Source organism: Gordonia sp. LMA167 (genome assembly GCF_058130025.1).
In genome coordinates, this window is sequence record NZ_CM176708.1 from 4,210,967 (window position 1) to 4,229,944 (window position 18,978).

Here is an 18,978-nt window from a genome sequence, read left to right on the forward strand (position 1 = left end):
GTGAGCCGGCTCAGCGATCGCTCTGTTCGGACCGTGTAATCTCGGCCACCACACGCTGCGCGGACTCGAGGGCGCCTTCGATATAACCGGCGTGTTCGGCGGCGGTCTCGGTTCCCGCCCAGTGGATGTCACCGACCGGGAAATGCTCGACGGCGTAGAACCCTTCGCGCGTCCCCAACCGAGGCAGGGACGCGTATCCGCCACCGACGAACGGGTCCAGATGCCATGCCTTGTCGTGCCAACCAATGGGCCGCCGTATACCTGCCCCCAGGGAGCTTTCGAGTCGGTCGAGCAGCAGGCTCATGCGTTCGTCGACGGGCAGATCGCCGACACGGCGGGCCCCGGAGCCACCGACGAGCAGGGTGAGATGACCCGGACCGTCCGGTGGTGAGGAATCGAAGACGGCGCAGCCCGGATCGCCCGACACGATCATTTCGGCTTCGGTGTGATCGCGCCAGAACGGCGTGTCATACACCGCGAGCGCTTTGTACACCGCACCCATGTAGGTGTTGCGGTGCAGTCGGTTTCGGCTGTCCGGCAGCGGGGGATCGAACGTTATCCGGGCTGCGATCGGCGGAGGAACCGTCACGACGACCTTGGCGGCGGTGATTGTCGCATCCGCCGTCGCAACGGAGACTCCGCGGTCGTTCTGCGCAATCGCGGTCACCGCACTGTTGAGGTGCACCCGGTCGCCCAGCCTTTCGGCGAGTCGGCCGGCGAGTTCACCCGCACCCTCGACGAGTAGCGAATCCTGAGCACCGCCAGTTGTTTTCATCATGGTCATCAGACCACCCTGGAAACGGATGAGCTTGAGGAACGCCGTCAACGACAGCTCGTTGGTATCCGCGCAGCAGGTGACCGCGATGACGACGTCGAGTATTCGTCGCGCACGGGCCGACGGAATGCGGTCCAGCCACTGCCCGATGGTCATCGTGTTCTGTTTGTCCCCGGTCGGCAGATGCGAGGCCAACTCGAACCCCACCAGAGTCGCGTTGGCTGCCAGCATCGCCGGGGAGATTGCGCTGATCGCGCCGTCGTCGTCGGCCACCATCGGCGACTTCGGACTACGCATCTGATATTGCGTGACGCCCAGCTCAGCGGCCAGTTCTTCAAACCGGTGGTGACCCTTGCCGACCCACTGGCCCCCGAGGTCGACAGCCGAGCCGAGGGCAGTGGTCTCCACCATGACACGCCCGCCGACCCGGTCAGCCGCCTCGAATACGACCACATCGATGCCCCTGTGGTGCAAGTCGTCGGCAGCGGTGAGACCGGCGATGCCGGCGCCGACCACCACCACCTCAGCGTGCCGGGGGAGTGGCGAACTCGCGGAATCCATCAGTGCTTCCCGGTGCCGGCGCGGTCAGTTGCTGCCGTCGAGGATCTCGGCGGCAGCGCGATAGCCGGATCGGACGGCGCCGTCCATGTAGCCATTCCAGATGTCGGAGGTCTCCGCTCCGGCCCAGTGGATACGACCGACCGGAGCGGCGACGGCCTTGCCGTAGTTGGTCCACACACCGGCAGCGAGTCGGCCCCCATAGCAGCCTCGGGTGAATTCCTCGGCATTCCAGTCCAATTCGATGATCTCGATCGGATCCGCAGCCCGCTCGCCGAAGTACTTGACCAGATCGCCGAGGATCAGTTCGCGACGCTGCTCCGCAGTGAGCTCGGCAGCAGCACGGGCGTGGCGGCCTTCGAGGAACCCGACGAGCACGCCACAGGAGTCGTCGTGCGGCGAGTTGTCGAGTACCACATTGAACGAGTCATCGAGACTCATCACCAGTCCGTTGAGGCCGTCCTCCCGCCAGAACGGCGTCGGGTAGGCGATGTTGACCTTGATGACCGACCCGGCGGGAAACTGTTGGGTGACCCCATCCCGGGCGGCGGGCAAGGGCGGCGAGTACCGCAACCGCCCTGCGAGGGTCTGCGGGATGGCGACGACGGCGTGGTCGGCGGAGACCTCGCCGCCATCGAAGGTGACGATCACACCGGTGTCGGTCTGGGCGACACCGGTGACCACAGTGCCCAGGTGCACCGCATCGCCGAGGTCGGCGGCCATGCGTTCGGAGATCTGGTGGGTTCCGCCGACCACGCGAGACTCCTGGGCGCCGCCGGTGGTGGAGAGCAGGACCTCGAGGCTCGTCCCGGACTTCATATAGAAGAGAAAGTGCAGCAGGGACAGTTCGTGTGATTCTGCGGAGAACAGGGCGGGTACGACCAGGCGGAAGAAGCGGATGACGACGTCGTTGGCGGTTTCGGCGACCAGCCACTGGTCGAAGGTCTGCCGGTCGAGGTCCTCGGCGCCAGTGGTGGTCCACGGCGTCGCCAGCTCGACACTCTCCGCGAGTACTGTGATCGTCTCCCAGAGCCGGCCGATCTCGGTGACGTCGGCTTCGGCCAGACCGAAGCTTTCGTCGGTGTATCGGTGGGCTGCCCCGTCGTAGTAGGTGATGGCCGCACCGGTGTCGTAGGACTGATAGGTCTTCAGCCCGAGTTCGGAGATCAGCGCCAGAACGGTGTCCTGCGTGGGGCCCACCCACTGGCCGCCCATCTCGATCGGGACGCCGTTGCCGAAGGTGGCGCCGTGGTTGCGCCCGGCGACGCGGTCGCGTGCTTCGAGCACCGCGACGGTCTTTCCCGCCCGCGTGAGTCGGCGGGCGGCCGACAACCCGGACAGGCCGGCTCCGACAATGACTACATCGACGTGATGCATGGTGAATCTCCTTATACAACAAAGTGGTTGAGTGGCGGATGACTCGCGACTGGAACTGTCGATCCTGGAGCCTGGGTGATGCCGCCGCCCGTCTCGTGCATGCCCGATGGCCGCGGGCGGTATCCGGCTCGCCGCGATGAACCTGTTCTCAGTCATACAACCGACTGAAAACTAGACTAAGGGAGGTTCAGGTGATCTGCAATACTCTTGGCGAAATTTGCCGATGCTCTCGCCCACCGACGTCCGGGGTTTGTGCCGGCACCATCGGGACGGCACGCCGCGCGCCTGGGCGCCGCACCGTTCGGCGGTGCCGATTGGGTCAGTGCTTGTTCGTCGTCGCCGATCGCGGTGCCGCGAGTCCGACGAGCATCTCGGTGATCGTGTCCAGGTCTTGGTCGGCACGTTCGTCGTCAGGGTCGCACACGTATTGCAGGATGAGCCCGTCGATACAGGCCACGATGATGCGCGCCAGTTGGGGGAGCGGTATCGCAGACACTTCACCAGCCGAGGTGGCCGCTTCTGCACACCAATTGGCCACGACGTCGGCATAGGACTCGTACTGCCATCGGGCGAGTTCCTCTTGCCCCTCGGTCCGCAGCGAGTAGGTCGTCAGTTCGTACTGCATGACCTGCAGATCTCGATTGGACACCAGTCGCTTCCAAAAGGCCCGCACCCCGTCGCGAATCGCATGGGCGAGCCCATCACCGGTGTGCGCAGAATCGGCGAACACGTGGCCGATCTCGGTCACCACGTCCTCGATCACTGCGCGTAACAGCAATTCCCGGGAGGGGAAGACATACTGCAATGTGCCCAGCGGAACGTCACCTTCGGCGGCGACCGCGCGCAGCGGCGTGTTGGCGACACCGTCACGAGCCAACACATCACGCGCTGCTGCGACCAGTTGTCGGCTGCGAACCGCCGCCTCGACACGCGCCATCGGCTGCCCTTTCGCCCGGTGACCTGGCTGTTTCAGTCAGTTGTATGACTGCGAATGTAGGCCCTCGGAGCGCCCGCCACAACTCATCGGTACTTCAATCCAGCGTCAGCCCCCGCCATAGGGGCGCGTGATGATCTCGAGGCTGTGCCCGTCGGGATCACTCCAATAGAGGCCTCGGCCACCGTCGTTGGTGTTGATTGTGGCGGGTTGTCGGTGAAACGGATCGGCCCAATAGTCGAGACCACGATCGACGATCCGGTCGTGGATCGCGTCGAATTCGGCCTCTGTGACGAGGAAGGCGTAGTGCTGGGGAGTCACCCGCTCGGCATCGGCGTAGTCGAGCGAGAGTCGGCCGACCTGGACAATCTGGAACGGCCCGAACGGTTTCGGCGTCGGCAGGTCGAGGATGTCGGCGAGGAACCGGGCGGACACGCGACTGTCGCGTGCGTACACGATCGTGTGGTTGAGTTCGACGGTCACGGACGACACCTCGCTCGGGGATCTGGCGATCAGACCTGCTCGTGGTGGCACCAGTTTACCGGCACCTCCGTTCCTGATGGCCACATGTGCGATTCTCGCACATGTGTGCGAACATGGTCAGCGTGAATTCGCGCAGACCGATCGGTTTGACTCCCGACGACCTCGAGTCTCTGTCCGCGGGACTTGCCGCCGGCAAACGCGTCACCGTCTATCTCCGTGATCCGATGCCGTCGTTGGACCTCGATGCCGGCGCGTCGGCGCGCGTCGTGTCCATCGAGGGATCCACGGTCACGGTGAGCCCGAAGGGGGTCGACGATCAATTGCCGTTCGAGCCCGACGAACTGCTGAGAACACGTGCCGCAGCAACGTCCGCCACGTCGGCGAGACGGCGACCGGCCAAGGCGGCGTCCACGTCTGGGCCGATCGCCAGGTCATCAAGAACCGTTGTGACCGAACCGAAGCCGACGCCCGAACCTGCACCGCCCACCGCACCCGCACCCGCACCGCCGAGACCAGTGAAACCGAACCCCGTCCAGGCGAAAGCGCCGCGACGTTCCAAGGCTCCGGGCGCGCCGGTCAGTGTGACCGTCACATCGACAGGGGAGAGCACGTGGACGGTCTCGGTATCCCACGGCGCCAAGAAGCATGGCAAACCCACCGAGGTGACCGCCGACCGGGTCGCGCGAGCTATGCGCGAGCTCGGCGACGACGCCGCGATCACCGCGGTCGACGGGGCGATCGAGTCGGCGCGTGCGGCCGCCCAGAAGAGAATCGACGAGCTCAGCCGCGAACTCGAAACTGCACGAGCAGCGCTGGCTCATCTCGACAGCAAGGTCACCGATAGCTGACAGCGGCGGGTGCAGCAGAGCCGGATCGCGTTACCTGATGCGCACCCCTTGCGGGCTGCGCAGGTGTCGATCGGGCAGTTGTCAGACGAGACCCTTTGTCAACGTAGCCCTTTCACGACGTCACGGACGCCAGCAGTGAGCGTGCACCAAGGATTGCTCCCTCTATGTCGTCACCGAGAGTGTTGTCGGGCAGCGCCCCGATCTCATCACTCAAGAGATCGACATCCTTCACGAGTAGGTCGTACTGGACATCGATGAAGTTGTCGCTCATCCAACTCTGGCCTGTCGAGGCACCGATCACGTCGAGAAGACTCGTCGCCGGCGTCCCCAGTTTCTCCGCGAGACTCAGCATTCGTGCTGTCGCCGCGAGATTGCACGTTGCCAACGCGTTGTTGAGCAATTTGACCAGTGCGGGCTGTCCGTAGGATTCCAACCGGAAGGTGCGGCCCGAGATGTTCTGCAGGAGAGCATCCTCGGCAGCGGAGGTCGGAGGGCCACTGAGAAATATCGACAGGGTGCCTTCGCGAGCACCTCGCGGTCCGCCCGATACGGGTGCTTCGAATACGCGCCAACCTTCGGGTGCGCACGACATGATTCTCCGCGCGTCGGTGGGAGCGAGGGTGGTGTGGACGAACACTGTCAGCGGTCGCGCGGTATGTGCGGTCAGCGCATCCACGACGGCGCTGACCTGATCAGCCAGGCGCACTGCGATGTGGACGCTGTCGACCGTCGTCCACTCCACTTCTGCCACACTGGTGGCTGCCGGCGACCCGGTTTCCGCGGTCCACTCACGGACCCGCTGAAGGTCGAAGTCACAGCCATAGACCGGCTGTCGCTGTTCGGCAAGATGTGCGCCGATGTTCCCGCCGATGGGGCCGAGACCGATGATGAGATGCATGTGCCTCTCCGATTCTGTAGATGCCCAGCCCTCGCTCGGCCATCACCTGCTGCAGGAGCGTGAGGGCGTTGAGCACGCGGGGAAAGCCGACGTACGGGATGCAGTGAATGAGAGCACCGACGATTTTCTCTCTCGTCAGACCCACGGTGAATCCCGTGTTGATGTGCAGTTTCAGTTGCGGCTCGGTCCCCAATGCCACCAACGTGGCGATGGTGATGAGCGTTTGTTCCTGTTGGCTCAGACTCTTTCGCGAGTAGATGTCGCCGAAGGCGCCGGATCCTCGACCAGTGGCAGACCAATCTCAGCGACTCGCGAATGACACTCTTCCTCGCCGATGGCGATGGCCGGATCGTGTCTCGCCGAATCGTGGACGCCCAAGACCAGAAGGCACTCGACAAAGCCAATGCCGCAGAGGGTTTCGACTTCTCCGAACAGGCTCTCGGTACCAATGGCCTGGGTACACCCATCGAATCGAGAGGAGTCGTCTTCGTCCGTGGCAGCGAACACTTCAACGACGGCTTGTCCAGCCTGGCCTGCGCCGGCGCACCGATCAGACATCCGATCACCGGCCGAATAGTGGGTTCGCTGTCCATTGCCTCCCACGTCGACTCCGCAAGTCCGCTCATGGTCGCCATGGTCCGCCAGGCCGGACACGAGATCTCCGAGGCGCTCGAATCGATGGCGGATTCGCGAGACCTCGAACTCGCCCGCACGTATCGCAGTTTCCGGTCATCCACGCACCCCGTCCTGGTCATGAATTCGGGAACGGTGATGACTGACCTTCCGGCGCTCGCCCACTTCGACGCCGATGCTCACGCCCGCCTCTGGGACACGTTCCGCAGGCAGCACTGGGATCAGGACCGTCTCCAGCTCGAACTCCCGTTGCTCGGCGCGCAGGCTACCGTGCGCCGACTGGGTCGATCGGGAGCCGATGCGATCTTCGCTCTGGAGTTCACCGAGACAGACGACGGAGCGGACCGACAAGACGCCGATCATCAACCAGTCCGGCTTGGCTCCCTGACGGACGAATCCGATGCCCGCCCCACCCCGTTCAGCCGCTACGAACAGGCCGAGCGGGATGCAATCAGTGCCGCGCTCAGCGACGCCGGCGGTAACAGATCCCGTGCCGCAGAGTTGCTGGGAATCGGTCGAACAACCCTTTACCGGAAAATGCGTGCCCTGAAGATCAACTCGTAAGAGTTGTCACAGGTCAGTATGCGCCCGCCATGGCCGCGCGACGCGAGCTCCGACAGCGGGAAGCGCTGCCGGAGCTCTCGCATCACGATCGGGCGTATCAACCTCTGAGCGCAGAAGCGGGGCCCTCGACCGGCACGACAACCGAATCGGCTGCCGCCTCGCCGAGCAGTTCGGTCCTGCTCCGCCCACCGAGTAGTTCGGTTGGAGTCAGGTATGTCTCGCGCATTGCAGCGACTGCCAGAGCTGCGATCGCTGTGGCGACGGCTCCGAACACTGCGACCGGCACCCATCCGGAAGGGCCCTCTGCGAGGATGACCGCGGCGATCAGCGGTGCGAATCCGGCGAGGAGGTTGCCCAGTTGGTTGCTGACGGCCATCCCGGTGAATCGTACTGGGGCCGAGAACTGTTCGGGGAAGAACGACGTCCAGACACCGTTGTAGCACGTGAAGAACAGTGTCATGTTGATGAAAGCGAACACCGCGATCAACGGCACGTTTGCCGACGAGATTGCCCACAGGTACCCGAAGATGCTCAACCCGCATCCGCCACAAGAGATCAGCATCGCCGGCTTCCGGCCGATCTTGTCCGACAGATGCCCGGCCGCGGGAATCCCGATGATGGTCAACGCGATTGCAGCGGAGATGATCGCAAGCATCGCTCCCTTGTCCACGCCTGCTGATGTTGCGTACGAAAGGCTGAACACCGAGAACAGCGTTTGAATCGAAGCCATGAGAGTCGCCCCGGCAACGCAGATCACGTCGCGACGATGGTATGCGAAGACGTCACGGAGTGGTCGTCTGCGCACCTGATCGGCACTCTTGGCCTCGACGAACGCAGGGGTTTCATCGAGGCGGCTGCGCACGTAGTAGGTGATGACCACGACAGCTGCGCTGAGCCAGAACGGAACACGCCAGCCCCAGGCGTAGAGCGCATCATCAGGCAACAGTGCACAGGCAGGAAGACCACCGTTGCCAACGAATTGCCCACCGCGTAGCCGACCATGACGAAGCTCGCGAAGAAGCCACGGCGGCCCGCCGGCGAATGCTCCACCGTGAGCGTCGATGCCCCTGCCGATTCGGCTCCGGCCGAGAAGCCCTGCACGAAACGTAGTGCCACCAACAGCGCAGGAGTGAGAGCTCCGACCTGACCGAAGGTCGGAAGGCAGCCGATGGCGAAGGATGCGGCACCCATCATCAGCACCGTCGCCAGCATGACTCGTTTGCGCCCGAGACGATCTCCGTAGTGACCCATCACGACCGCCCCGACCGGCCGGGCGACGTATCCCACCGCGAACGTGGCGAATGACGGGATCAAAGCCACCGCGGGGTCACCCGAGGGGAAGAACAGCACGTTGAACACCAGGGCGGCTGCAGCGCCATAGATGAAGAAGTCGTAGTACTCCAGCGCACTGCCGAGCAGTGCGGCAGTCGCAGCGCGCCGGGGAGTCATCACCGGCGACGATGAGCTTTTCATTGATTCTCCTAGTTGTAACGGGGGTGATTCAAAGCTAGGAGTGAGGGCCCGGTCACAGTTGTTCCGATCTGAAACAGGTCCTCGTCGATTGGGAACCAGATGGCGCCATGGCAACGTATATCGATTGGCTACTTCACAAGATGGTTGGTCAGTGCCACGCTGGAGAGTGTTTCGAATTTCTCAAATACGAACGGTAGAAAGGTTTTTTCAGCGTAATCAACAAGAGCACGACTGATCTGTTGAGGAGGAAGTCATGGCTCGTGTGGAAGGTTTCGAACCAGCGCACAGTGGACAATCACCCACCGACCCCTGTGGGGTCTGGGGTGACTCCGACACTGGCGCAGGAGTTTTGGGTACGAGCGGAGTTCTCCCGGCGGGGGAGTTCAACCCGCCGACCGGCACCGCCGGCGTGGAAGGACATGGTGTCGACAGTCTCGGAGTGTACGGCCGCAGCCAGAACGCGACCGGCATCCTCGGCGTCACGTTCTCGCAGGAGGGCGGAGCCTCGGGGGTCTTCGGCTCCAGTGTCGCCGAGGGTAACGGGGTGACGGGTTTTGTCGGCAGCGCCACGGGAGTCCGTGGATCGAGCGTTCGCGGCGGTGGCGTGCACGGGAGTGGCGCCACGTACGGTGTGCAGGGCGAGACCTTCGGCGGCCGCAACGCGGTCGCCGTCGAAGGCCGCGCCGGCAGCGGCCTGGGCGTACGCGGAAAGAGTCAGTCCAACAGCGGCGTCGTCGGCGTCACGACCGGCTCGGGTTACGGCACCTTCGGGCTCCACTTCTCGGAGGACCCGGGTACCGGGGTCTTCGGCGAAAGCGTCCTGGGCGACGGCGTGGAAGGTCACAGCTTCACCCGCTTCGGTGTGCGCGGCGAGGGAAGAGGTGGTGGGGTCCACGGGGTTTCCACGTCCACCGACCCCGCCGCCGCCGGGATCGTCGGCGAGAACCCGAGCGGCTATGCCGGGACCTTCTTCGGCGACGTCCGCGTCACGGGCTTCGTCTCCAAGGCGGGCGGCGGTTTCGAGATCGACCATCCAAGCGATCCGACCAACAAGTACCTCAGGCATTCGTTTGTCGAGAGCCCGGACATGCTGAACGTGTACAGCGGCAACATCAGCACCGACGACGACGGCGCGGCCAGTGTCGAGCTTCCCGACTACTTCGAGGCACTCAACGAGGACTTTCGGTACCAGCTGACTGTCATCGGCGAATTTGCGCAGGCCATCGTGGCGCAGCAGATCGCGGACAACCGATTCGTCATCAAGACCGACCGACCGAAGGTCCGGGTCTCCTGGCAGGTGACCGGAACACGAAAGGACAGGTGGGCCGCCGCTCACCGACTCACCGTGGAGGGTGACAAGCCCGCAGCGGAGAAAGGCCGCTACCTACATCCGGGATTGTGGGGACAACCCGAACACGGGACCACCGATCCAGAGTCCAAGCTCGAGAACCATCAGCGGCAACTGACCCAACTGATGCCCGAACATCTTCGACACCGCGTTGAACCGGCTCTACGAGAGGCCGAGCACAGCGATGGCAGCGCGTTGCGGCGGCTCGTGGCGGACATGGTGGCGGAACTGCATCCGCAAGCGAGTGAAGAAAGGGAGCGCGTTCTGCGTGGTCGTGTCGAGGAGGAGCTGCGGAGGGTCCACGAGGGACTGGGCGGGGTGACGCCTGGTGGATCCGGCGCCTGACCGATGAGTTCCGCATTCGTATGAATCCATTTCCGATCTAACTGCTGCGTTCGTACGAGGTCGGCGTTCTGCCTGATGTTCGCCCGAAGCCCGCGACCCGCTGACTCGGTGGAGGCCGCGCCCGGCACGGTCGTGCTGTGCCGAGCGGCCGTAGCCGGACGTGGGGTTGACCATCGTCTGGGGTAGCCATCACGCCTCGTGGTGGTCGGCGAACTGCGGGTCAGGCGTCTACGAGACCACCGACAGCAAACATCGCCGATGCAGTGGAACGGCGGTTCGCGCGATCATTGACTGACTCTGTCCCCGTTCCGACCTCGTTCACACAAAGTCGAAGATCGGTGGGAGACAAGCCACCACGAGCGCCGCCCAGATGCAGAAGACCGGCAGATAGCGCGTCTGCCAACCTTCCATCGCGCTGAATCCGCAGCGGCCGCGGAGGAAACCGAGGAGCAGCCATGCCGACCAGCTGAGGTTGACCAGCAGGACGACGTTCATGCCGAGTGCGGCCGCCTTGTTGGGGGTGAAACCCCACTCCGCGATCCTGCTGAGCATGACGACCAACATGAGCGCGTCGACCGCCAGAGCACTGCCGACCAGGACCAGTTGCAGACGGTCGAACACATTGGGCGCCAGCAGCGGGTCGCGGGCCGAGATGGCGTACAACAGCAATCCGAAAACGAGAACGAGGATGACGTCCATCAGGATCAGCAGGTTGCGGTCGACATCGACGACGCTGCCCTTCATCGCGAGCGCGACCAGTAACACCAGCAGCATGAGAGTCGTCAGCGGGGTGAACACTCGTGTGAGCACGGGGGCGATGTTCTCCACCACATTCTGTTTGGCCTCCACCAGCCATGCGGCGATGATCATCGCGCCTGCCGCGCCGAACGGCACGATCCAACCCTCGGCCGCCCACTCGACATCCATGCCGAGAGCGTCGAAGGCCTGGATCGTGAGCGCGATCAAGACCCCGCCGCCGAGACCGAGCAGGACGAGATAGACCAGCCATTCTCCGGTGAATCGAATGAAATCCATTCGCCGCCGGTCGGATCGCCATTGGCCACCGACATACGCGATACCGACGACGAACCACAGCGCGATCGGCGCGTGCAGCGCCGCAATCACTTCCGTCGCACCCTCCGCGGCGAAGGGGTACACGTTCAGTACGATCGCGGCAACCGCGAACGGCAGCAGCAACGCCGCGGCGCCGCGCGGTGTCATCTGCCGCTTCCAGGCGAAGTATGCCGCGAGGAAGGGCAGCACGAAAAGGCTCGCATTGCGGGCGAATACGTCGTCTGCGAGTGTCGCCGAACCGATCTTCAGAGCGATCGCCGCAGCGCCTGCGAGCCCGATTGTCACCATCAGTTCGCCCTTGGGACGGCGGCCTTCGGCGTCGGCAGGCTCGGGCATCAGCACGAGCTGTTTCCAGAGGCGATCAGAATGCTCGCGCGCGAACTCACGCGATATGGCGTTGACGTCGCCCATGCGTTTGACCGCGACGAGAAACGCCTCATCGGCCATCAGCCCGCCGGCGGACAAGTCTGAGATCTGGTCACGCAGATGGTCTTCCATCTCGTCGACGTCATCGGCCGATATCGCACGGTGACGTTCGACGAAGCCGCGCCACTGTCCGATCTGCGATTCCAGGCCGGAGTCAGCTTCCATCAGGTCCACCCCTCGGCAGCCGGTGGCAGCTGGACGCTCCGCCACACCTGATCGAGGGCATCGGCCACGACATCCCACTGAGCGCGCCGTTCGGCCAGCATCTCGAGGCCTGCGGCGCTGATCGCATAGTGTTTGCGGCGACGGCCGCTGTCCGAGACGCCCCACGACGCCGACACGAAGCCCAGCCTCTCCAAGCGATGCAGCAGGGGATACAACATCCCATCCGTCCACTGCATCTGCCCGCCGGAGAGTTCGTTGACCCGCTTCAGGATCGCATAGCCATAAGACTCGCCGTCGGCGAGAATTCCGAGCACCAGCGGGGTCGCCGAGGCCGCCACGAGGTCCTTGTCGATGAACATCTGCGCTCCCATACCTAGAACAGTGAGGGTAGCAGCTCTAGGTATCGGTCGTCACGGACCCTGGCCATCGGCGACGAGGTGCGGTGGGATGGCCGATGTCGACCGGTCGGTTCCGAACTTTTCGGTCATGACACTCAGTCGGGAATGCTGGTTAGTGTGAGGATGCCGGCTCGGGTGCCGGTGGACGCCGATGCCGGATCAGGGGACCACGATGACGAAGACCGCGGTGATCACGGGTGGCGCCGGTGGGATGGGACTGGCCACTGCAAAGTTGATGGGCGGCGACCATCGGATCGTGATCGCCGATGTGGACCAAGAACGCCTCGACGCCGCGGTCGAAGAGCTGACCGCGCTCGCTATCGACGCGAGTGCGGCGAAATCCGACATCACCGACCGCGCATCGGTGGACGCCCTGTTCGATGAGGCCGAGTCCGGTGGTCATGTTCGTGCGGTCGTCCACGCCGCCGGCGTCTCGCCCCAGATGGGCGATGCAGCGTTCATCGCCCGCATCAACGCCGTCGGTACGGTCAACGTCTGCGAGTCGTATCTCCGGCTCGCCGGGGATACAGACGCGATCGTCAACGTCGCCTCGATCGCCGGGCATATGACCCCCGGGTTTCTCCAGCCCACCCGGACCTTCAAGCTGGCCCTGACCGATGTCACGAAGTTCGCCGAGAAAATCGAACGGTCGGCGAATCTGTTGCCCAACTCGGCCCGTCCAGGGGGCGCGTACAGCACGAGCAAGGCGTTCGTCATCTGGTATTCCCGGCAGATGGCTGCCGCTTTCGGCGCGAAAGGCGCACGCATCCTGTCGGTCTCGCCTGGATCATTTGATACCGCGATGGGGCGGCTCGAGGAGAAGTCCGGCTCCGGCAAACTCGTCCAGTACGCCGCACTCAAACGATTCGGCACTCCCGAGGAGGCCGCCGCCGTTCTGGCCTTCACGGCGAGCGAGGAACCGGGGTACCTCACCGGCACCGACATCCTCGTCGACGGAGGCGCCACAGCCGGTCTGACCCTCAAGGGCATGATTGCCATGGCTCGCGGCGACTGACGCGCGACGACGGAAGGTCGCTCGGTCGGCCATCCGCCTTCCACTCACCGGCGGTCGCTTCGCGTTTTGCCGATGCCCGCGAACGAGCACTGCGGCCGCCACTCCCACCACGACACCGATCACCGTATCGATCCCGCGCGCCACCAACAGCGCTGTTGCGTCGCCGGGATCAGCGAGTTCAGTCATCAGCATGACGACCGGGGTGAAGAAGCCGATCGCCACGGCGTAGTGGCGTGTCATGAACAGTTCGGTCGGGAACAGCAGCGTCATCATGATCGCAGCGATTGTGCTCGGCCCGAGATCACAGGTCAGCAGGATGGCAGTCGCGACCAGACCCGCGAACGTCCCTTCGGTACGGTGGATCGCGCGGACCAGCACGAGTCGAACCTCGCGTTCGGACGGGCGCCCGACGTCCATCGCCCCCAGCGGGACGGCCGCCGACGCCATCGCCCAGTTCACGTGATCGAAGCCGAAGAACATTCCGAGCCCACCCGCGGCACCCACCGCGACGGCGTATCGCGCCGCGTGCACGAGCGAACCACGCGGCAGTCGCCGACGTGCGCGGTGCGTCGTGTGGGCGTTCCGAGGCGCCCCGACGAGTCCGATCACCAGCGACAACGCCGCCGCGGCCACGCAGATCCCGATCGCGGAGGGCGGAGCCGCCAGAGACGGCGGAACGGTGGCAGTGGCACCGAGCGCGAAAAGGAAGAAGAACGGCCCGGCCGGCCGCAGCTCCAGTGCGTCGGCGATCACCGAGGCCGAAGCGGCGAACACGACGCCGACGACAACCACCACCCACATCAACGCCGACGACGAGCCCAGTAGAACGCCGAGCGACACCCCCGCGGTCAAGAGCACCGCTGCCCGGACCTGCTGGCCGATGCGTTGCCCACCGGTGCAGGATCGTCCGTACATTCCCGCAAATGATCCGAACGCGGCGTAGACCATCAGCTCTGGGCGCCCCGCGGCCAGCAACGCGACCCCGGGGACCGCGAGTCCGACTGCGACGCGCATGGCATGGCGTCTGTCGGCGGTGTCGGGCCGAATGGCCGTGGGCATCGTGAGTGCTTCCACGAGATCGTCGTTCTCCCATCCGGCGTCACCGATGTGTCTGCGGCTCATGTGCGCCCGATGCGCAACTCCTCGACAAATGTTCCGCCATCAGGCGACACCACGTCCAAGTGATAACCCCACTGAGCCGATCGGCGGCGCCTATCGCCCGTGGTAGAACGGTTTCATGCTGTTTCGTCAGCTCGAATACTTCGTCGCGCTCGCGCGGGAGCAACATTTCGCCCGCGCCGCCGCTGCCTGCTATGTGTCACAACCGGCACTGTCGGAGGCCATCCGCAAACTCGAACGGGAACTCGGGGTGCCGCTGGTGCGGCGGGGATCGAGTTTCGAGGGCCTGACTCCCGAGGGAGAACGGCTCGTCCTGGGTGCTCGGCGCATCCTCGCCGAACGTGATTCCCTCGAACACGAGGTGGCGGCAATGCACACGGGCCTCACGGGCGAGATACGGATCGGCGCGATTCCGACCGCGACCACCAGCGTCGCCGACCTCATCGGACCATTCTGTGCCACGCATCCACTGGTGCGTCTGCGACTGGAAACAGCGTTGCGCTCCGACGAGATCATCGAGCGGATAAACCGATTCGAGCTCGACGCGGGGGTTGTCTACATCGACGGTACCGATACCGCGGGTCTGGTCACCACAAGCATCTACGACGACCACCACGTGCTCCTCGTCGCCGAGGATCTGATCGCCGGGGTGACCGGACCGGTCACCTGGCGGGACATCTGCGAGTTGCCGATGTGCCTGCTGCACAGAGGGATGCGCGGCCGCGATCGTATCGAGGAGGTCGCCGCGCAGCATGCGGTGACCATCTCACCGCGTCTCGAGGCCGATTCGATCGCCACGCTGCTTGCCATGGTCGACCACGGCGGGTGGGCGACCATCGTCCCACGCGCCTGGGCCGATGCCCGGTCCACAGAGGGCACCCGGCGCGTCTTCGAACTCGACGGCGCCCCGCTCGGCGGCCGCATCGCGCTGGTCCGGGCCGCCGGAGACCCGGCGTCGGTGCTGGTGAAGGCGCTCGAGGAGGTCGCCGTGGCCACCAGGTTGTCCCCGCCGGGGTGAGTCACGCCTGCCCGTGATCGGAATCGCCTATCGTGACGTCGAAGCCATTTCTCAGACGAACGCTCTCGACGAATCGCGAATGAAGGACCTTCATCCGCGATTCGTCGGCGTTGCGGTGACCGGCGCGCTCGGCCTACCGGTATTCCGGATTCTGGAAATCGTAGCGGCACCCCGCGTCCCAGCCCGAACGGATATTCCCGTACGCGGGGACACCGCCGGCATCTTTGAGCACCCGCGCGAGGTGGATCAGGTTCCAGGTCATGAATGTCGTGTTGCGATTGGTGAAATCGTTCTCCGGGCCACCAGAGCCGGGGTCGAGGTAGGAGGGGCCGGGGCCGGCCTCACCGATCCAGCCGGCGTCGGCCTGGGGCGGGATCGTGTAGCCGATGTGCTGCAGCGTGTACAGCACGTTCTGTGCGCAGTGCTTAATGCCGTCCTCGTTGCCGGTGATGAGGCACCCGCCCACTCGGCCGTAGTACAAATACTGTCCGGCATCGTTGAGTAGATGTGATCCGCCGTAGAGCCGTTCGTGCACTTTCTTCATCACGGAACTGTTGTCGCCCAACCAGATCGGTCCAGCCAAGACGAGGATCTCCGAGGCGAGCACCTTCTCGAAGATCGGGGGCCAGTCGTCGGTCGCCGCGCCGTGCTCGCGCATATCGGGCCAGACCCCGGTGGCGATGTCGTGGTCGACGGCCCGTACGACCTCGACGTCAATGCCATGGGCGGCCATGATCCTCGTGCTGATATCGATCAGGCCCTGAGTGTTGCTCAACTCGGGCGACGGCTTCAGCGTGCAGTTGATGAACAGCGCCCGCAGGTCGCTGTAGTCGGCGGGCGGATTCGGCTCTGACATGGTCCCGATTGTCCCGCTCCGGGACGCGCGACATGCCAGTATTGCGGAGATAATTCCGCTGCCGGGGCCCGAGTCCGGACCGACACTCGTGCACTCGCCAGAAACCGGGCCGCTGCGCAAATCGGGCACGACGGCCGACGCGCGAGAGAATACTGGGGTTGTGAGCCCGCTGCATCGCTACATCGCCGAGGAGATCGCCACCGATCACGCCGACGGTCTGCTGACACGTCGCGAAGCGCTGCGCCGATTAGGACTGATGGGCTTGTCGGCAGTCGCCGCATCGTCGCTGCTCGCGGCCTGCGCCGGCGACGACAACGGCGGATCTGCGTCGCCCAGCAGCCCGGCGCCCAAGGCCACAACGACCGGTAGTCCCCGCGCGGACGCACCTGGAATGGATACCGCAGTGGCCACCGAGCCGATCACCTGGGCAGGACCGCGCGGTGAACTGCAGGGCGCATGGGCGGCCGCCGCCGATCCGCGCGGCGGCGTGGTGGTCATCCACGAGAACAAGGGCCTCAACGACTGGGTCCGCTCGGTCGCCGGCCGGCTCGCCGGTGTGGGTTACTCAGCCCTGGCGGTCGACCTGTTGTCCGAGGAGGGTGGCACGGCAACCTTCGACGACCCCGCGGCGGCGACGGCCGCACTCGGCAACGTCGCCCCCGAACGGCTGATCGCCGACGTCGGGTCCGCCCTCGGCGAGACCGCCAACCGCTTACCCGACAAACCGCTCGCCGTCGTCGGCTTCTGCTTCGGCGGTGGAGTGACCTGGCAGCTGCTCGCGGCCGGCGAACCACGCGTCGCGGCCGCCGTGCCGTTCTACGGCCCTGCCCCGGACAACCCCGATTTCTCCGGATCCCGTCAGGCTGCGGTTCTGGGTTTCTACGGCGAACAAGACGCCAGGGTCACCGCCACCCAGGCCACCGCGCAGCAGGCCCTCGACAACGCCGGAATGGTGAACGATCTCGTGGTGGAGCCGGGCGCCGGACACGCCTTCTTCAACGACACCGGGCCGCGCTACAACCCGACGGCCGCCGCCGATGCGTGGCAACGGCTCCAGGATTGGTTCGCCGAGCACCTGGGTTGAGGGTCGTTGTAGACCGCAGCACGGCTGCCGACGACGGAACGGTAGTCGTTTGGTCGGGGTCGAAATGAGAAAGGACGACCTGTGCACAGCACTGATCATGTCGACGGCATCGAGGTCCTGTGGCGTCCCGGCTGCCCTTTCTGCGTGCGCCTGCGGAGGGGTCTGCGTCGGCGCGACATTGCGACCACGGAGTTCAACATCTGGGACGACGAGAACGCCGCCGGACGCGTCCGCGACGTCACCGGCGGTGATGAGACGGTTCCGACAGTATTCGTCGGGACGGTCGTCATGGTCAATCCGAGTGTCCGGCAGGTCGTCGCCGCCATCGAATCGGAGTTTCCCGATCGCACCCACGAGTTCCTCGGCGAGCAACGAGGCCCAACACGAAAGTCGTGGTGGACGCTACTGCAGCGCTAGGGGCAGCCGAATCAGCGCGCCGTACAAATGATTCGATGATGAGAACACTGGCAGATCACCAGGTGGAGTACGCGTCAGACAGGTCGACGCGCGGCACACCGTCGTCGCGGGAAGCAAACCCACCGATGGCGGTTCGGGACGCGCGGTGGTCGCAATTGGCGGCGTTCAGAGATTGATCTGTGGGATGCAACCGAGGCTGCCGAAGAAGAAGTAGCCCGGAGGCAGAGCGGGTCCGGAATCAACGGGCTCGCAGGTGATTGTGAGTGCGGATGCGGGTGCCGCTCCACAGACGAACAAGGCACTTGCGGTCAGCAAGACAGTGGCGAGAGCGCGCTTCATGTGACATCTACTCCTGCGTGATGAGAAGAAATGGTCGGCGCCGGTGCCGAGTGGTGCCTAGATTAGAGCATTGCGCGGCGCAATTTCGTCGTCCACATGGGCGACTCCGGCATCGCCTCGGCGATGCCGGGTGCTGACGCACGGCCGCAGATGTGGGAAGTGATCGATGCGAATCTCGGCCGATGGGTCGGACACAACATCGACGACTTCAGGCCGGCTCCAGCGCGCGCTTGGCCTTCTCCAACGCAGCGAGCGTCCGCAGCACGAACTCACGTTTCGCGGTCAGCTCGGACACCTTGGCCTTGCCGCCCAGACCGGCGTCCTTCTGCGCGGCAGCAAGTCGGTCCTCGATCTCGGTGAGCTGCGCCAACAGGCCCTCGGCCCGGCTCGCGAGCTCGGCTCGGTCGGGCCGAGAAATGTCCGACGGTCGAGTCGCCGTCGACGTGGCCTTCTGCGCCCTGCCGGTCGCCGCCTTCACATCGGCCTTCGGGGCGGTGGGCGCGGATCCGGGGGAACGCTGCCCAGACCGCGATGTGCGGCGCGGGGGAGTGTGTGTTCGGATCCGGGTGAGCTCCGCCGACGCCTCGCGAGCTGCGACCCGATGCTCGCGCTCTTCCTCGTCGTCGGACTCCACGGACCCGCCCAACGGTCGCAGACCGTAGTAGCCGACGAACTCGCGCGCCGCAGCGATGGTTTGTTCCGCGGTGCGGCAGCGCGCGCACCGCGGTTCATTGCGAAGGTCCGCGACGTCGTCGTCGGACGAGCACCACACGCATATCCGGGAAGTGACGTCGGTCATGGGGGCATCGGCAGCGCGGGGGATCACGGGTG

18 protein-coding genes and 2 pseudogenes are annotated in these 18,978 nt (G+C 64.9%); 7 read left to right on the top strand and 13 right to left on the bottom strand.

Annotated elements, in window-relative coordinates; genetic code table 11:
• Positions 1-10 precede the first annotated feature (10 nt).
• The 4 genes from ACVT6V_RS19110 to ACVT6V_RS19125 all read right to left on the bottom strand — a co-directional run bounded on the left by ACVT6V_RS19110 (position 11) and on the right by ACVT6V_RS19125 (position 4,127).
• The gene (locus ACVT6V_RS19110; protein WP_489895509.1) at positions 11-1,336 is read right to left on the bottom strand and encodes a flavin monoamine oxidase family protein; all 1,326 of its coding nucleotides are present in this window, start codon (positions 1,334-1,336) and stop codon (positions 11-13) included.
• Between the two features lie 24 nt (positions 1,337-1,360).
• Complete coding sequence (locus ACVT6V_RS19115) at positions 1,361-2,710, bottom strand: flavin monoamine oxidase family protein (RefSeq protein WP_489895511.1); 1,350 nt, start codon at positions 2,708-2,710, stop codon at positions 1,361-1,363.
• Positions 2,711-3,029: 319 nt separating this feature from the next.
• Positions 3,030-3,647: a TetR/AcrR family transcriptional regulator gene (locus ACVT6V_RS19120; RefSeq protein WP_489895513.1), complete on the bottom strand. Its 618-nt coding sequence runs from the start codon at positions 3,645-3,647 to the stop codon at positions 3,030-3,032.
• Between the two features lie 105 nt (positions 3,648-3,752).
• Positions 3,753-4,127 (bottom strand): VOC family protein, encoded by a 375-nt coding sequence (locus tag ACVT6V_RS19125; protein ID WP_489895515.1) that lies wholly within the window; start codon positions 4,125-4,127, stop codon positions 3,753-3,755.
• 113 nt (positions 4,128-4,240) lie between these two features.
• Between ACVT6V_RS19125 and ACVT6V_RS19130 the strand changes: the two genes are divergently transcribed.
• The gene (locus ACVT6V_RS19130) at positions 4,241-4,975 is read left to right on the top strand and encodes a DUF6319 family protein (protein ID WP_489895517.1); all 735 of its coding nucleotides are present in this window, start codon (positions 4,241-4,243) and stop codon (positions 4,973-4,975) included.
• A gap of 112 nt (positions 4,976-5,087) precedes the next feature.
• On the opposite strand, the gene ACVT6V_RS19135 is transcribed toward ACVT6V_RS19130, so the two are convergent.
• Entirely contained in the window at positions 5,088-5,873 is a 786-nt protein-coding gene (locus ACVT6V_RS19135) for an NAD(P)-dependent oxidoreductase (protein ID WP_489895519.1), read from the bottom strand.
• Entirely contained in the window at positions 5,788-6,132 is a 345-nt protein-coding gene (locus tag ACVT6V_RS19140) for a carboxymuconolactone decarboxylase family protein (protein ID WP_489900887.1), read from the bottom strand. Before ACVT6V_RS19140 ends, ACVT6V_RS19135 begins: the two co-directional genes overlap by 86 nt.
• Before the next feature lie 56 nt (positions 6,133-6,188).
• On the opposite strand from ACVT6V_RS19140, the gene ACVT6V_RS19145 reads away from it, so the two are divergent.
• Positions 6,189-7,070, top strand: a complete 882-nt coding sequence (locus tag ACVT6V_RS19145; RefSeq protein WP_489895521.1) for a helix-turn-helix domain-containing protein — start codon at positions 6,189-6,191, stop codon at positions 7,068-7,070.
• Between the two features lie 97 nt (positions 7,071-7,167).
• Here ACVT6V_RS19145 and ACVT6V_RS19150 read toward each other — a convergent pair whose 3' ends face one another.
• Positions 7,168-7,950, bottom strand: a complete 783-nt coding sequence (locus tag ACVT6V_RS19150) for an MFS transporter (protein WP_489900889.1) — start codon at positions 7,948-7,950, stop codon at positions 7,168-7,170.
• Positions 7,951-8,084: 134 nt separating this feature from the next.
• A pseudogene (locus tag ACVT6V_RS19155) lies at positions 8,085-8,543 on the bottom strand (MFS transporter); the annotation flags it as partial.
• A 253-nt stretch (positions 8,544-8,796) separates the two neighbouring features.
• Here ACVT6V_RS19155 and ACVT6V_RS19160 point away from each other — a divergent pair.
• Positions 8,797-10,236 carry a hypothetical protein gene (locus ACVT6V_RS19160; RefSeq protein ID WP_489895523.1) on the top strand — a complete coding sequence of 480 codons (1,440 nt, stop codon included), beginning with the start codon at positions 8,797-8,799 and terminating at the stop codon, positions 10,234-10,236.
• Positions 10,237-10,554: 318 nt separating this feature from the next.
• Here ACVT6V_RS19160 and ACVT6V_RS19165 read toward each other — a convergent pair whose 3' ends face one another.
• Together ACVT6V_RS19165 and ACVT6V_RS19170 are read right to left on the bottom strand one after the other, a co-directional pair.
• Positions 10,555-11,901, bottom strand: coding sequence for a permease prefix domain 1-containing protein (locus tag ACVT6V_RS19165; protein ID WP_489895525.1), 1,347 nt, complete (start codon positions 11,899-11,901; stop codon positions 10,555-10,557).
• Positions 11,901-12,260 (bottom strand): PadR family transcriptional regulator, encoded by a 360-nt coding sequence (locus tag ACVT6V_RS19170; protein WP_489900891.1) that lies wholly within the window; start codon positions 12,258-12,260, stop codon positions 11,901-11,903. The genes ACVT6V_RS19165 and ACVT6V_RS19170 overlap by 1 nt, the downstream gene beginning before the upstream one ends.
• Positions 12,261-12,471: 211 nt before the next feature.
• Here ACVT6V_RS19170 and ACVT6V_RS19175 point away from each other — a divergent pair, with 211 nt between their 5' ends.
• A complete protein-coding gene (locus ACVT6V_RS19175) occupies positions 12,472-13,314 on the top strand; it encodes an SDR family NAD(P)-dependent oxidoreductase (RefSeq protein WP_489895527.1) in 843 nt (280 codons plus the stop codon).
• A 108-nt stretch (positions 13,315-13,422) separates the two neighbouring features.
• Here the strand turns inward: ACVT6V_RS19175 and ACVT6V_RS19180 are convergent.
• Positions 13,423-14,436 (bottom strand): annotated as a pseudogene (locus tag ACVT6V_RS19180) (FUSC family protein); the annotation flags it as partial.
• A gap of 115 nt (positions 14,437-14,551) precedes the next feature.
• Here ACVT6V_RS19180 and ACVT6V_RS19185 point away from each other — a divergent pair.
• Positions 14,552-15,451, top strand: coding sequence for a LysR family transcriptional regulator (locus ACVT6V_RS19185; RefSeq protein WP_489895529.1), 900 nt, complete (start codon positions 14,552-14,554; stop codon positions 15,449-15,451).
• A gap of 133 nt (positions 15,452-15,584) precedes the next feature.
• Here ACVT6V_RS19185 and ACVT6V_RS19190 read toward each other — a convergent pair whose 3' ends face one another.
• The gene (locus ACVT6V_RS19190; RefSeq protein WP_489895531.1) at positions 15,585-16,307 is read right to left on the bottom strand and encodes a flavodoxin family protein; all 723 of its coding nucleotides are present in this window, start codon (positions 16,305-16,307) and stop codon (positions 15,585-15,587) included.
• Positions 16,308-16,467: 160 nt separating this feature from the next.
• Here ACVT6V_RS19190 and ACVT6V_RS19195 point away from each other — a divergent pair, with 160 nt between their 5' ends.
• On the top strand, positions 16,468-17,391 hold the full coding sequence (locus ACVT6V_RS19195; RefSeq protein ID WP_489895533.1) for a dienelactone hydrolase family protein: 924 nt from the start codon (positions 16,468-16,470) through the stop codon (positions 17,389-17,391).
• Between the two features lie 81 nt (positions 17,392-17,472).
• The gene (locus tag ACVT6V_RS19200) at positions 17,473-17,808 is read left to right on the top strand and encodes a glutaredoxin domain-containing protein (protein ID WP_489895535.1); all 336 of its coding nucleotides are present in this window, start codon (positions 17,473-17,475) and stop codon (positions 17,806-17,808) included.
• Positions 17,809-18,355: 547 nt separating this feature from the next.
• Here ACVT6V_RS19200 and ACVT6V_RS19205 read toward each other — a convergent pair.
• Entirely contained in the window at positions 18,356-18,946 is a 591-nt protein-coding gene (locus ACVT6V_RS19205) for a hypothetical protein (RefSeq protein WP_489895537.1), read from the bottom strand.
• Positions 18,947-18,978 lie beyond the last annotated feature (32 nt).

Coding starts and splice junctions, on each gene's coding strand:
- ACVT6V_RS19110 (WP_489895509.1), bottom strand. CDS start 1,336: ATGGATTCCGCGAGTTCGCCACTCCCCCGGCACGCTGAGGTGGTGGTG.
- ACVT6V_RS19115 (WP_489895511.1), bottom strand. CDS start 2,710: ATGCATCACGTCGATGTAGTCATTGTCGGAGCCGGCCTGTCCGGGTTG.
- ACVT6V_RS19120 (WP_489895513.1), bottom strand. CDS start 3,647: ATGGCGCGTGTCGAGGCGGCGGTTCGCAGCCGACAACTGGTCGCAGCA.
- ACVT6V_RS19130 (WP_489895517.1), top strand. CDS start 4,241: ATGGTCAGCGTGAATTCGCGCAGACCGATCGGTTTGACTCCCGACGAC.
- ACVT6V_RS19135 (WP_489895519.1), bottom strand. CDS start 5,873: ATGCATCTCATCATCGGTCTCGGCCCCATCGGCGGGAACATCGGCGCA.
- ACVT6V_RS19145 (WP_489895521.1), top strand. CDS start 6,189: ATGACACTCTTCCTCGCCGATGGCGATGGCCGGATCGTGTCTCGCCGA.
- ACVT6V_RS19160 (WP_489895523.1), top strand. CDS start 8,797: ATGGCTCGTGTGGAAGGTTTCGAACCAGCGCACAGTGGACAATCACCC.
- ACVT6V_RS19165 (WP_489895525.1), bottom strand. CDS start 11,901: ATGGAAGCTGACTCCGGCCTGGAATCGCAGATCGGACAGTGGCGCGGC.
- ACVT6V_RS19170 (WP_489900891.1), bottom strand. CDS start 12,260: ATGTTCATCGACAAGGACCTCGTGGCGGCCTCGGCGACCCCGCTGGTG.
- ACVT6V_RS19175 (WP_489895527.1), top strand. CDS start 12,472: ATGACGAAGACCGCGGTGATCACGGGTGGCGCCGGTGGGATGGGACTG.
- ACVT6V_RS19185 (WP_489895529.1), top strand. CDS start 14,552: ATGCTGTTTCGTCAGCTCGAATACTTCGTCGCGCTCGCGCGGGAGCAA.
- ACVT6V_RS19190 (WP_489895531.1), bottom strand. CDS start 16,307: ATGTCAGAGCCGAATCCGCCCGCCGACTACAGCGACCTGCGGGCGCTG.
- ACVT6V_RS19205 (WP_489895537.1), bottom strand. CDS start 18,946: ATGACCGACGTCACTTCCCGGATATGCGTGTGGTGCTCGTCCGACGAC.